Annotated in this window: 2 protein-coding genes; both read right to left on the bottom strand. The window is 46.8% G+C overall.

All coding sequences use genetic code 11. From position 1 onward, the window contains the following. Positions 1–199: 199 nt before the first annotated feature. Positions 200–11281 (bottom strand): non-ribosomal peptide synthetase, encoded by an 11082-nt coding sequence (locus NDI48_24860; protein MEP0834399.1) that lies wholly within the window; start codon positions 11279–11281, stop codon positions 200–202. Then, positions 11278–14685 carry an amino acid adenylation domain-containing protein gene (locus tag NDI48_24855; protein ID MEP0834398.1) on the bottom strand — a complete coding sequence of 1136 codons (3408 nt, stop codon included), beginning with the start codon at positions 14683–14685 and terminating at the stop codon, positions 11278–11280. Before NDI48_24855 ends, NDI48_24860 begins: the two co-directional genes overlap by 4 nt. Between the last annotated feature and the right edge of the window lie 579 nt (positions 14686–15264).

Raw genomic sequence — 15264 nt, 5'->3', positions numbered from 1 at the left:
GGCGAGTGCGAAAACACAACTCAACAAGAAGCAGGGGGGAACGGGGCAGGAGGCAGAGGGGAATTTTTATCAACATCCTTTATGAAAGCCATCAACGTCATCCCCCTTTCTCCCTGCTCCGAGAACTCCCCTCCCCCTGCACAAGGAGTCTCTTCGTGAATGACTCAATCGTCTCCTTAAATCAGTTATCCTTACCTCACTAAAATTCAGAAACCTTGGTTTCGGGGTATTCAACAAGCTTCTGTAGGATTTCCTGATAGTAACTAAACAGGCGCTCTATGGTTTCATTGGTGAACAACTCTGTACTGTAAAATAGAGCGATTTCGATGGTTTGAGAATCTTCAGTCGGGGAAGAAACATAAAGTTCTAGAGGAATCTCCTCATCCCACAGTTCACACTTAGGCGAATCTGGTATGAATTCCCACTCTGACATTCCATCGAGTCCCTGTACGGGAGGCTCCATAGTAACGCTTGCTCTTAGGGTAAGTTCTCTTTTGCTTCTAACAGCTTCAATGACTTTTTGTAAGGGAACCTCCTTATGATTGATAGCTTCATTGACTGTTTCTTTGACCTGCTCTAAAAGAGTAAGTCCTGTTTGAGAGTCCGCGAGAAGCGAGCGCAAAATAACATCGTTGATAAAGCAACCGAGTATTCTTTCGATTTCTGGTGTACTGCGATTGCCAGTTGTAGCAACTACGAGAATTTCAGTTTGTCCGCTCCATTTGAACAAGAGTATCTTTAGAGCAGTAATGATGATGGCAAAGGTAGTAACTCCGTGTGTACGACTTAAGGCTGAGATTGATGCAACTAGACTTTCTGGCAGAACTAGAGAAAAGAAAGATGCTTGTCTGCTATTAGTAGTAGGTTGTAGCTGCTGGGACGGTAGGACATTTTGTGGTTGTGGACTATCAGCCAGTTTTTGAAGCCAATAAGACAGTTGCTTGTCTAGTACCTGTTCGTTCAACCGCTTTTGCTCCCAGAGAGCGAAGTCCGCATACTGAAGCGGTACTTCGGGTAGTGGAGAAGGCAAGCCGTTTGAGAAAGCGTTATAGAGTGTTTCTAACTCCTGAAGAAAGATACCGATTGACCAGCCATCTGTGATGATATGGTGCATCGGTATTAACAACCAATGTTCTAGGCGAGCCAACCGCAGCAAGGTTGTCTTGATTAGGGGACCATTAGCTAAATCAAAGTGGTGCTGGAATTCTTCAGCAACAAGTCTTTGAGCACAAGCTTCTCGCTCGGCAACAGGTAGGTCTTGTAAGTCTACTATCTTTAACGGTAGGGTCAAGGATGGGGCGATGACCTGCATCGGTTGACCTTCTTTAACTGTAAAGGTAGTACGCAAAATCTCGTGACGGCGGATAATCTCATTGATGCTCTTCTCCAACACTTCTGGAGAAAGCGAACCATTGAAACGTAAAGGAACACCACTGTTGCAGATGCAACTGTCAGGATTTAATTGCTGTACATACCATATATACTCTTGTGCAAAAGATAGAGGTATGTGCGTATCTCGCGCTGTGGGTACAAGAGGGGGTAAGACATCTTGTGTCATACTGCTAGAAAATTGCTCAATGAACCCAGCTTGACGAACAGTTTCTATCACCTGGCTCAAGGAAGCGATGGTGGGTGCTTCAAATAGATGGCGCAAGGGAAGTTCAATCTTAAAGGCTTCCTGGATGCGAGAAATAACAGAGGTGGCTAGAAGAGAATGCCCACCCAATTCAAAGAAGTTGTCGTGAATGCCTACTTGTTGCAGTCCCAAAACTTCCGCCCAGATAGCTGCTAGGGTTTCTTCAGTGGGGGTGCTGGGTGCGACAAAATTATTTTCCAGTTCCCGGAGGGAGCTATCCGGCGCGGGTAGGGTGCGACGATCTATTTTGCCGTTGGGAGTTAGGGGCATGGTTTCCAAAAAGACAAAGGCTCCGGGAACCATGTAATCTGGCAGCTTGTTTTTGAGGAAAGAACGCAATTCATTGATAGTGGGGGGTACTGTCTCCTGTACAGCTTCTCCCTTGGGAACGACATAAGCTACGAGGCGCTTGTTGCCAGGGGTATCTTCCCGCGCCACGACCACAGTTTCTCGCACTGCTGGGTGCTGTGTAATCGCTGCCTCAACCTCGCCCAGTTCGATGCGGAAGCCGCGAATTTTTACCTGATTGTCAATGCGACCCAAAAACTCGATGTTACCGTCTGGTAGATAACGTGCCTTATCTCCAGTTTTGTAGAGGCGAGAACCCGGTTCATTGCTAAAGGGATTGGGGATAAATTTTTCTTCAGTCAAATCAGGACGGTTGAGGTATCCTCGCGCTAGTCCGATGCTAGCAATGTGCAGTTCTCCAGGAACGCCTATAGGAACGGGTTGGAGATAGCGATCGAGAATATAAAGAAGAGTGTTATCAATCGGACGACCAATGTGAGGTGATGTATTATCTGTGCTATCGCAGACAACCAACCCAGAAGTCGTGACCACAGTGTTCTCAGTTGGTCCGTAGTTATTGACTACCTTGAAGGGAATTGAAGCTGATGGATACTGATGAAGCTTATCCCCACCCGTCAGCATGATTCGCAAAGCTATATCTTTCGACCATTGCACAGACAACAACTTTTCTGCTAGTGGGGTGGGAACAAAAGTAATTGTTATATCTTTTGCCAGTAGCCAATCACGCAGTTTTTCTGGAGATAGAAGAATCTCTGGCTCGACCAAGTAAATACTCGCACCTGCTGCCAAATAAGGCCACAATTCCCATACTGAGGCATCAAAGGCGGTTCCTGCTAACTGAGTGGCTCGGTCTAATGATGTTACCTTAAAGGCGCGTTGGTGCCAGCCAATCAGATTTAGCAGCCCAGAGTGGGGAATCAGAACTCCTTTGGGCTTTCCGGTTGAGCCGGAGGTGTAAATTACATACGCTAAGTTCTCTGGCGTCACGTCACTTTGGGGAGGAAGTTCGGGCATCACAGAGATTTCTTCCCAATCACAATCTAAGCAGACTACCCGCGCTTGATGCTCTGGTAACGAGGCAACCAGTTTTTGTTGAGTCAGTAAAACTGGCAGCCGTGAATCATCGAGCATATAGGCAATGCGCTCAGGAGGATAGGCGGGGTCTATAGAGACATAAGCACCACCCGCTTTGAGTACGCCTAAGAGTCCTATAATCATGTCAAAGGAACGTTCTACACAGATGCCCACCAGAACTTCTGGCCCGACTCCCAAGCTTTGCAGGTAGTGAGCTAATTTGTTGGCGCGTCGGTTTAATTCCCTATATGTGAGTTGTTCCCCTTCAAATACCAGTGCCACCGCATCAGGTGTTAGAGCCACCTGCTCTTCAAATAACTGATGGATACACTTATCCTGGGGATAGTCTGTTGTGGTATTATTCCACTCAATTAATAGCTGGTGGCGCTCTCGTTGTGTCAGCAGGGGCAATTCTGAAATCGGCTGAATAGGATTGGCTGCGATCGCTTCCAGTAAAGTCTGGAAATGTCCGGCCATCCGAGCGATGGTTGCCGCATCAAACAGGTCGCTATTGTATTCCCATCCTCCTACCAATCCATCAACAGTATTCTCCATTGATAGGGTCAAATCAAACTTGGTCGTTTCCGTTTCAAAAGAAAACTCATTTACAGTTAAGTCAGGCAGCTTCATTGAAGGCACACTCTTCTCGTCGAGCGCAAACATCACCTGAAACAGGGGCGTATAGCTTAAGGAACGCTCTGGTTGCAATGCCTCTACTAGCTGCTCGAAGGGCAGGTCTTGATGCGCGTAAGCCCCGATCGCTACTTCCCGCACTCGACGAAGCAACTGTTCAAAACTCGGATTTGCTGATAAATCAGTCCGTAGTGCTAAAGTATTGACAAAAAAGCCAATTAGCCCTTCGATTTCCTGTCGATTGCGGTTAGCCACAGGCGTACCCACTACGATGTCAGAGGAGCCTGTATAGCGGTAGAGCAAGGTCACAAACGCTGCATATAGCGTCATAAATCGAGTGACTCCCGCTCGCTTGCTCAACTCGGCAAGTGCTTGGCTCAACTCAAGAGAAAGGGTGAAGGATTGATACGCTCCGCGATAACTTTGAACCACTTTTCGGGGTCGGTCGGTGGGTAATTCTAATAAAGCCGGAGCGCCCAATAGTTGTTGCTTCCAATAGTTAAGCTGCGTTTCAAGTAGCTCTGGAGTTAACCAATAACGCTGCCAAACCGCAAAGTCAGCATATTGTACAGATAATTCTGGTAAAAGTTTTGGCTTACCATTACATTTGGCTTCATAGAGTGCGGCTAACTCTCCGTAGAATACGCCTGTTGACCACCCATCAAAAATAATATGGTGTACTGTTAGCAAAAAGACGTACTCTGTCTCGTCAAGCTGTAGCAACTTTGCTCGCACTAAAGGCTCTCGCTCTAGGTCAAAAGGTCGCTGTGCCTCCGTCGTTGCTAATCGTTGCACCTCTACTTCTCGCTCACAAAAAGGCAGGTTTTGTAAGTCTACTTGAAGCAGTTTCAATTTCAGAGTTGAGGCGATAACCTGAACGGGTTGCCCCGACACTTTTGTGAAGTTTGTGCGTAAAACTTCATGACGGCAGATAATTTCGTTGAGGCTGGACTCTATTGCCGCTATATTGAGCTGACCGCTAAGACGTAACGCGATTGGGATATTGTAGAAAGCACTGTTTGGCTGTAATTGGTCAAGGAACCACAACCTAGCTTGAGCAAAGGATAATGGAATATTGCCTGACCGTGGAATCGGTAATAGCGGTTGAGCTTGTATAGATTGCCCGCTATGAAGCGAATTCTCAACGTGTTCAGCGAGGGAGGCGACAGTGGGAGCTTCAAACAAACTGCGTAATGGTAATTCGACGGACATTGTATCGCGCACTCTAGAGATAATTTGAGCCGCTAGTAAGGAATGTCCACCGAGTTCAAAGAAATTATCGTGAACGCCCACTTGTTCAATACCCAGGACACAAGCCCAGATGTTGGCTAGCATTTCCTCAATAGGAGTGCGAGGGGCGACAAAAGTGAGTGAGAGTTCGGGTCGTAATTCGGGTTCTGGTAGGGCGCGACGGTCTACTTTACCATTGGGTGTCAGCGGCAAGGACTCCAAAGTCACAAAAGTATTTGGCACCATGTACTCCGGCAGTTGCTCTTTTAAGAAACGGCGCAGGTCACTATTTGTAGGTGCTGGCTCCTGATGCGGGACAAGATAAGCTACTAATTGCTTGTCGCCTGTAGCGTTTTCTCTAGCAATAACCGCAGTCTCTCTCACACCGGGATGCTGGGTGAGTACCGCTTCAATTTCTCCCAGTTCGATGCGGAAGCCGCGTATTTTTACTTGGTTGTCGATACGACCGAGAAATTCAATGTTACCGTCTGGTAAATAACGGGCTAAGTCACCTGTTTTGTAAAGGTGCGAACCCGGTTCATCGTTAAAGGGGTTGGGGATGAATTTTTCATCAGTTAAATCGGGACGGTTCAAGTAGCCTCTGGCTAGTCCATCACCACCAATGTATATTTCTCCGGAAACACCGATCGGAACAGGTTGCAACTGAGTATCTAATAAATAAACCTGTGTATTGGCGATGGGACGACCGATCGGAATACTTGTAGCTTCTTCCGGAACATCTTCTACCAAATACCAGGTAGTAAATGTTGTGTTTTCGGTCGGTCCATAAACGTGAAGCAATCGCTGAGGTGAACCCTTCTTGAGTACCTCTTTGACCCCTGAAGGCTCAACAACTTCTCCTCCAAATAGAAGGTGTCGCACTGATTGAAAAACTGAGGGTACTTCTCTTGCTAGTAAATTGAATAAGGCAGTAGTCAAAAATAATACGGTGATGCCTTGCGAGTGGATTTGAGCAGCAAACTCATCAGGAGAAAGTGCTACATCTTTGGTGATAACAACGAGTTTTGCACCGTTAAGTAAGGCTCCCCAAATCTCAAATGTAGCCGCATCGAATGAGAAGTTTGAGGCAAAAGCAACTACATCTTTTGATTGGAAGTTGATGTAGTTTGTATCAAGTACCAAACGGTTTACTGCTCGGTGAGGAACAGTAACTCCTTTGGGTTTCCCTGTTGACCCAGAGGTGTAAATTACATAAGCCAAGTTCTCCGGCGATACGCTATTGAGAGGAGAAAATTCACTTTCCTTAGAGATTTCTTCCCAATCAGAATCTAAACAAGTTACTTGCGCTTGATGCTCTGGTAACGAGGCAACCAGTTTTTGTTGAGTCAGTAAAACTGGCAGCCGTGAATCATCGAGCATATAAGCGATGCGCTCTCCCGGATAGGCGGGGTCTATAGGGACGTAAGCACCACCCGCTTTGAGAATGCCCAAGATTCCTACAATCATGTCAAAGGAACGCTCGACGCAGATACCCACCAAAACTTCTGGCTCTACACCCAGTGTTTGGAGGTAATGTGCTAGCTGATTTGCCCTGGCGTTTAACTCTCGATAGGTCAGTTGTTCCCCTTCAAATATCAGTGCCACCGCATCAGGTGTTAGAGCCACCTGCTCTTCAAATAACTGATGGATACACTTATCCTGGGGATAGTCTGTTGTGGTATTATTCCACTCGACTAATAGCTGGTGGCGCTCTTGTTGTGTCAGCAGGGGCAATTGTGAAATCGGCTGAATAGGATTGGCTGCGAGCGCTTCCAGTAAAGTCTGGAAATGTCCGGCCATCCGAGCGATCGTGACCTCATCAAACAGGTCAGTATTGTATTCCCATACTCCTACCAATCCATCAACAGTACTCTCCATTGATAGGGTTAAATCAAACTTGGCTGTGCCGATTTCTACTGGATAAGAACTTACCGCTAACTCAGGCAGTTCCACAGCAGGCACTAAAGCGTCGTCAAGGGCAAACATCACCTGAAACAAAGGCGTGTAGCTTAAATCTCGCGTTGGTTGCAATGCCTCTACCAACTGCTCAAATGGCAGGTCTTGATGGGCGTAAGCTCCGAGCGCCACTTCCTTCACTCTGCCAAGTAACTGCTCAAAACTGGGGTTGCCCGATAGGTCGGTACGCAGCACTAAGGTATTGACAAAAAAGCCAATTAGCCCTTCAATTTCCCGTCGGTTGCGGTTGGCGACAGGCGTTCCTACTACGATGTCATCTTGCCCTGAGTATCGGTAGAGCAATGTCCCAAACGCTGCATATAGCGTCATAAACAGAGTGACTCCCGCCCGCTTGCTTAAAGCTGTAAGTTCCGCACTCAATTCAAGAGAAAGGGCTGTATAGTAATATCCTCCCCGGAAGGTTTGAACAGCAGGTCGCGGTCGGTCGGTCGGCAATTCTAATAAAGCCGGAGCGTCTAATAGTTGTTCCTTCCAGTAGTCAAGCTGGGGAACTAGTATTTCTCCTTGCAACCACTGCCGCTGCCAAACCGCAAAGTCGGCATATTGTACTGGTAACTCTGGTAAACTTGGAGGCGCTCCTGTGCAGAAGGCTTTGTAAAGTTCAGTTAATTCCCTCACGAATACGCCCAGCGACCAACCATCAGAAATAATGTGGTGCATGGTGAGCAGTAAGACGTAATCTGTTTCACCTAGCTGTAGTACCGTACCTCGGAGTAAAGGCTCTCGTTCCAGGTTAAAAGGTCGATTCGCTTCTTCATTTGCCAATCGTTGCGCCTCGATTTCTCGCTCGCTTTCTCTTAGATGAAGTAAGTCCACAACAAGCAGTTTCAAATTCTTTGTTGAGGCAATAACTTGAACGGGTTGACCTTCTTGGGTTACAAAGTTGGTGCGTAAGGCTTCATGCCGCTGGATAATTGTATTGATGCTGCTCTGTAGCGCCGCTATATTGAGCTGACCGCTAAGACGCAAAGCAAGCGGGATGTTGTAGAAGGCACTGTTTGGTTGTAACCGATCGAGGAACCACAACCTTGCTTGAGCGAAGGATAATGGGATGGACTCTGACCTGGGAATCGGTAATAGAGGTTGAGCTTGTACAGATTGTCCGTTCTTGAGCGAATTCTCAACCCGCTCGGCTAATTCGGCAATCGTGGGAGCTTCAAACAAACTGCGTAATGGTAATTCGATGGATATCGTATCGCGCACCCTCGAAATTACTTGGGTGGCTAATAAGGAATGTCCGCCCAAGGTAAAGAAATTGTCATGAACGCCTACAGAGTCAATTAAGAGGATGTTACCCCAAATGCTAGCTAGCATTTCCTCAATTGGAGTTCGAGGAGCGACAAAAGACTCTTCCAGTTCTTTGGGCAAATCAGGGGCGGGTAAGGCGCGACGGTCTACTTTACCATTAGGTGTCAGGGGCAGTGCCTCCAGCACAACAAAAGCACTTGGCACCATGTACTCCGGCAATTGCTCTTTTAAGAAGCGGCGCAGGTCACTAATTGTGGGTACTCTTTCCTGATGCGGCACAATATAAGCGACTAATTGGTTGTCACCTGCACTGTTAACTCTTGCAATAACCGAAGTCTCTCTCACACCGGGATGCTGGGTGAGTACCGCTTCAATTTCTCCCAGTTCGATGCGGAAGCCGCGAACTTTCACTTGATTGTCAATGCGACCCAAAAACTCGATGTTACCGTCTGGTAAATAACGAGCCTTATCTCCAGTTTTATACAGGTGAGAACCTAACTCATTGCTAAAGGGATTGGGAATAAATTTCTCAGCCGTCAAATCGGGACGGTTAAGATATCCTCGTGCTAATCCGACGCTGGCAATGTGCAGTTCCCCAGGAACGCCTATAGGAACGGGTTGGAGATGGCGATCGAGAATATAAACAAGAGTGTTATCAATCGGACGACCAATCGGTAGCACGTCCATGCCTTCAAAGCCTTGTGCAACCGTAGCGCAGATAGTGGATTCAGTTGGCCCGTAAGCATTAAAGAACCGCCGTCCCTTTGCCCATTGAGCGACCAAAGAAGTCGGACATGGCTCTCCTGCGACGATGATATTTTGCAATGCTGGCAACTCCTCATTCGGCAGAGCAGCAAGTGCTGATGGCACAAGAGTAAGATGGGTAATCGAGTGCTGTTGCAATAGTCGCACTAAAGGTTGTCCGGGTTGCAGCGACTGGAGCGTTCCCAGACAAAGCCGCGCCCCCGAACACAGAGCCATGACAATTTCCCAGATAGAGGCATCAAAACTGAATGTTGCTAACTGGAGAACGCGACTATCGGGCTGCACGTCAAACAGCTTGATTTGTGCCTGCGCTAGGTTACACAATCCTCGGTGAGCAATGAGAACTCCTTTGGGCTTTCCGGTTGAGCCGGAAGTGTAAATCACATAAGCTAAGTTCTCTGGTGTCACATCACTTTGGGGAGAAAGTTCGGGCATCACAGAGATTTCTTGCCAATCACAATCCAAGCTGACTACCCGTGCTTGATGCTTTGGTAACGAGGCGACCAGTTTTTGTTGAGTCAATAGAACTGGTAGCCGCGAATCATCGAGCATATAAGCGATGCGATCAGTTGGATAGGCTGGATCAATAGGGACGTAAGCACCACCCGCTTTGAGGATGCCCAACAGTCCTACAATCATTTCAAAGGAACGCTCAACGCAGATGCCCACTAAAACTTCTGCCCCGACTCCCAAGCTTTGCAGGTAGTGAGCCAACTGGTTGGCTCTTGCATTCAATTCTCGATAAGTCAGTTGTTCCCCTTCAAATACCACTGCCACCGCATCAGGTGTTAGAGCCACCTGCTCTTCAAATAACTGATGGATACACTTATCCTGGGGATAGTCTGTTGTGGTATTATTCCACTCGATTAATAGCTGCTGTCGCTCGGCTTCTGTCAGCAGTGGCAATTGTGAAATCGGCTGAATAGGATTGGCTACGATTCCCTCCAGCAAAGTCTGGAAATGACCTGTCATCCGAGCGATCGTGGCATCATCAAACAAGTCGGTATTGTATTCCCATTCTCCAATTAGTCCCGATGAAGTCTTCTCTATAAACAAAGCCAAATCAAAGTGTGTTATGCCAGTTTCTACTGCTAATGGACTTACCCTTAAGCCTTCCATTTGGATTTCGGGTAATTCATCGAGCAGCATGAACATCACCTGGAACAGTGGTGTGTGACTCAAAGAGCGTTCTGGCTGCAATATCTCTACTAATTTCTCAAACGGTAGCTCTCGATGAGCGTATGCTCCGAGCGTTACTTTTCGCACCCTAGACAGTAAATCCTCAAAGCTTGCGTTTCCTGCCAAACAAGTGCGTAATACTAGCGTATTAACAAAATATCCAATCAAATCCTTAAATTCGGAGCGATCGCGATTCGCAATGGGCGAACCGACTACAATATCATTTTGCCCTGTATAACGGTAAAGTAATGTTTGAAACGCGGCTAAGAGTGTCATAAAAAGAGTCACTTTTTGCCGCCGACTTAAACCGATCAGAGCCTCGGTGAGCGGCTTGGAAATGACAAATCTATAATGTTTTCCTTGAAAGGTTTGTGTGACTCCTCGTACTCGGTCAGTGGGTAGTTCTAATAGAGGAGGTGCATCTAATAGTTGTTGTTGCCAATAAGTTTGTAGGGAATCTAATGCCTCACCCGTCAAATACTGCTTCTGCCAAACCGCAAAGTCTGGATACTCAGCCGGGAGTGGAGGTAGTTCTTGGGATAAGTCATTGTAGAAAGCTGCTAACTCCCGCCACATGATGCCTAATGACCAACCATCCCAGACAATGTGGTGAGTTCTCAGCAAGAATATATGTTCTGTGTCTGTTAGCTTAAGTACAGTCGCTTGGATTAAGGGGTCGCTAACTAAGTTAAAGGGTTTTTGGGCTTGTTCCGTTGTTAATCGCTGAACTTCTATTTCTCTGTCACTAGCAGGTAGATTGCTTAAATCTATGACTGGCACTGTCAAAATCAAGCTTTCAGCAATGACCTGAACGGGCTGCCCGTCAACCGTCGCAAAGTTGGTTCGTAAAGCTGCATGGCGAGCGACGATCTTGTTCAGGCTTTGCTCTAGTGCAACGATGTTCAGTACGCCCAAGAATCGTAGAGCGAATAGTTCGTTGTAAGAAACGTTATTTGGGTCTAACTGGCTCAAAAACCACAGTTGTTCTTGAGGAAAAGACAGAGGTATCTCCCGTTGTTCTAAGACGGGTACAATTGTTAGTTCAGTATCGTTCGTGCTTGTATTGCTTTGGGACAGCAACGAAATAATTTTTGCTTTATGTAATACCAGTAAATCCCGATCTTCTGATGTCATTACCCCCTTGGGAGCGCGAAAACGCAACGTATCACCCTCTAACCACAATTTGATACCGCGTTGGGCAAGTTCAGCTAAAAATTGATTGAGATTCATAGAGCGCCTTCCTCCATCTCATAGGAACGGAGTACGCCACGTCTGCGGACATCCAGTGTCGCGCAATGGAAAGAACCTAAGAAAGGATAGTAACTCTCAAACTCACAAGGAATAGGTTTAAACCCCCAGTCTTTCAATGCTGCGATCGTGGATTCCTGTGATTTCTCCACAATAACTCGCTCTTCGTCGAGACTGAGTACGTTCATATTGACCCACTGACTGATTACTTTTGTGTCATACAGTGTCATCGGCGTTCGGTTCGGTTTAGGCGCGAGTAGGATATCCCAAGATTTGAAATAGTCAGGCAGATTATCAACATCTATGAACAGGGGATTTACTAACACCTTTCCTGGAGCGAGAGGAACTAAGGTAGTGTCAATATGCAAGGCTTGTGGGCAGAGTGACTGAACCTCGTGAACTCGATATTCATCGCCCAGATGTCGCCGCACCCATTCAATCCCAAGGCTATTGGTGACATGACTCTTCTGGACAAAAATATCCCGTCCAAAGCGTACAAAGTCGGCCGCATCAAACGTCGGCTCAAACTCAGTGATCACAAAGCGCATTTCCTCACCTGGAGCGGAAGTTTTGTAATCCGGGTCATACTGTGTATCGAGTAACTGTGGTTTGGGGGCAGCGACCCACTTGGCTCCTGCCTTTAAGTATTCCTTGAGTAGGGAGCGATAAGCCCACGACTCGAAATAACGAGTGCGATCGGCCATTGGAGCCTCAATAATTTCATTCCCAATGACCAAGAAAACGTCCCGTGGATTGGCTGCACAAAAGCCATTCATTACTTCCCAATCAGGTGTGCGGAAAGAGGCAGAGTAATCAACAACATCAGGGCGACGAACAATAACTCCTTCCGATTCAAGAATATGAGCAAATTCCTCGACGCACTTGCTAGCAGCCTGAACGAGCCACTCTGGATAAGGGAGCGGCTGTTTCTCTGTCCGCTTGGCTAAGCTGTCCATTTGTTTTTCTTGACCGGGAAGCACGGTAGCGCGATGGATGGTATGCCAGGAGGGAACCATCGCCCCATCGACAATGCCAACAATTACCTCTTCAAGTGGGTCCCATTCATTGTAAGAACACACTGGAGATGGATTAGTAACCGTGGCTGATTGATGGAATGACTTGGGGGAGGCGAACTCAGTTAATGTAGTTTTTTCTAAAAGTGATCGCTCTTTGTGTGGCTGCTCAGTGCGTAAAAGTTCTAGCTGTTGAGACATTAATTGAAGTTGCTGCGAGATAATTCTTTCTACATTCGTCTCAGGTTCTACGTTCTCATTGGGTCTATTCATTGCTTTACTTTTGGGGACTGATACAGCAGCATTCAAGCTTTTTGTTTGAGCGAACAGCTGGGGCGATTTACCAGACTCTGTAGCAGGCTTTGGGGTTACGCTGCTCAACTCTAACTCAGGCTGTTGCGAGATTTTGTACTCTTGTTTTGAGGATAAATTTTGCTCGATGTAGGTAGCTAGAGCGTCGATGGTTTCTAATTCTTCAAAAAACTGTTGGGCTTCGACCTGAACTCCCCAAGTGGTTTCAATCCTTCGCATCGCTTCTAAAATAAGGAGTGAATCAATTCCTAGTTCTAAAAAAGTGGCAGCGGCATCTATTTCATCGCTCTCTATTTGAAGCAACTTCGCTACCAAAGAACGTAAGGTTGAGCGAATGCTATCTGAGGGTGTAGTTTTTAATCCGGTATCTCTGTGTTTAGTTGGGGAATTAATATCCATTTTTAGATTAGATATATTAGTTTCTGATGGATTTAGCTCAATCGTTTCACCATATTCATGTAGCGCCTGACGATCTACCTTGCCATTCGGTGTTAATGGCAGGGCATCTAACATCACGAACACTCCTGGAATCATGTGAACGGGCAGTTTCTCTTTGAGAAAACTCCGCAGGTCGTTGCGAGAAATCACCCCGGAGTCCCTGGGGACAATGTAGGCTGCCAGATATTTGCGGTCTGAAACATCTTGTCGCGCCACGACCACAGTTTCTAAAACTGCTGGGTGTTGAGACAACACTGCCTCAATTTCGCCGAGTTCGATACGGAATCCGCGAATTTTTACCTGATTGTCAATGCGACCAAGATATTCGATATTGCCATCTGGGAGATAACGAGCTAAGTCTCCTGTTTTGTAGAGGCGAGAACCAGATTCATCGCTAAAGGGATTAGGGATGAACTTTTGCTCGGTTAAATCGGGACGGTTAAGATAACCTCGGGCTAAACCAACACCGCCGATATGGAGTTCTCCCGGAACGCCTATCGGTACGGGTTGGTTCTCAGTATCGAGAATATAGATTTTGGTGTTGGCAATGGGGTGTCCGATGGAGGGCTTTTGGCTTGCGTCACTGCAAAGAGCGACGGTGGCCCAAACAGTGGCTTCTGTTGGCCCATAGGCATTGAAGAACCGACGCCCTGGTGCCCAACGCGCCACGAGGTTGGTGTTGCAAGCTTCCCCAGTAGCGATAATTGTCTGCAATGCCGGAAACTCTTCGGCAGGTAGCACCGCCAAAACTGTTGGTGGTAAGGCAACAGTCGTGATGGCACAGCTCTTGCACAGCTCAATCAAAGCAGACCCCGGCATTAAAGAACTCTGCTTCGCCAGTACCAGTGTCGCTCCCGACACCAGAGCCATGACAACCTCCCCAACCGAAACATCAAAACTAAAGGAGGCAAACTGAAGAATGCGGCTCTTTGGCTGCACGTCGAATAGCTGAATCGTTGATATGGCTAGGTTGCATATCCCAGAGTGCGCCAATAAGACGCCCTTCGGTTTTCCTGTAGACCCTGATGTGTAGATGACATAGGCCAGGTTATCGGGGGTGACACAGCTGCTAGGGTTCTCCTTGCTATAGAAATCAATTTCTTTCCAGTCCGAGTCCAAACAAACGACCCGTGCAGAGTGTGGGGGAAGTTTCTCGATTAGCTTCGACTGAGTGAGCAGCACTGGTACAGAAGAATCTTCCAGCATGAAGCCCAGCCGTTCAAAGGGATAAGCTGGATCGAGGGGAACGTATGCACCACCCGCTTTGAGGATACCCAAGAGTCCCACTATCATTTCTAGAGAGCGTTCTACGCAGATACCTACTAGCACTTCTGGCCCAACGCCCAGCGCTTGGAGGTAGTGTGCTAGCTGATTTGCCCTTGCGTTCAGTTCTCGATAGGTCAGTTGTTCCCCTTCAAAGACCACTGCTACCGCTTCTGGGGTTCGTTCAACAGTCGCTTCAAAGAGTTCATGAATACACTTATCTTGAGGGTAATCACTAGTCGTTTCATTCCATTCGACTAATAACTTATGTTTTTCTGTATCTGTCAAAAGCTGTTCACCGTCAAGTTGCTGTTGTGAATTGGCAATCTGGATTTGTGAATTGTTAAAATATTCAATCATTGAATTTAGTTCAGTTGGGTTTTACAGATAACCTTTAAGATTTGAATCAAATTCGTAGGTCAACCACTAACAACAAGACACCTTTATCTATCACAAACAAAAGCCCTGATAATAATTTTTAACAGTAGTTATTTGACTGGGGTTTCATCTGGATTTAAAAACGTAGATAAAGGTTGAGAAAAAATGCCACAGTTGACATTCACTTCTAGAACAAAGAGTTCTTGAGCTACTTTATCCATCCTGATATCAATTCGCCCATAGGGAATTTACTGATATCACGCTTCACGAGCTAAAAATTATCCGTAATCTCGCTGAGACGTGCGCTCGCGCACCCTCTGCACAGTGTGGTAGTAATTCAGTAGAAGTCCCTTGTAGCGTTAATCCCTGATTACAACCGTATCGTTCAGAAGTTATGGAAGGAAAGTTAATTGCTTCAAAAAGTTTTGAGACTGCATCTTATCTCTATGATGCTTCCTCTCCCCCGCCCTTGTCAGTCGGAGAAGTCGGATTATAAAGTCGGAAAAGTCGGATGTTGCATAAACTATCGAGTTAAGGTTGCACGAATATCGGCAAAAAAAT

Source organism: Microcoleus sp. AS-A8 (genome assembly GCA_039962225.1).
In the GTDB taxonomy this organism is placed as follows: domain Bacteria; phylum Cyanobacteriota; class Cyanobacteriia; order Cyanobacteriales; family Coleofasciculaceae; genus Allocoleopsis.
This window is presented reverse-complemented; position numbering and strand designations above follow the sequence as displayed.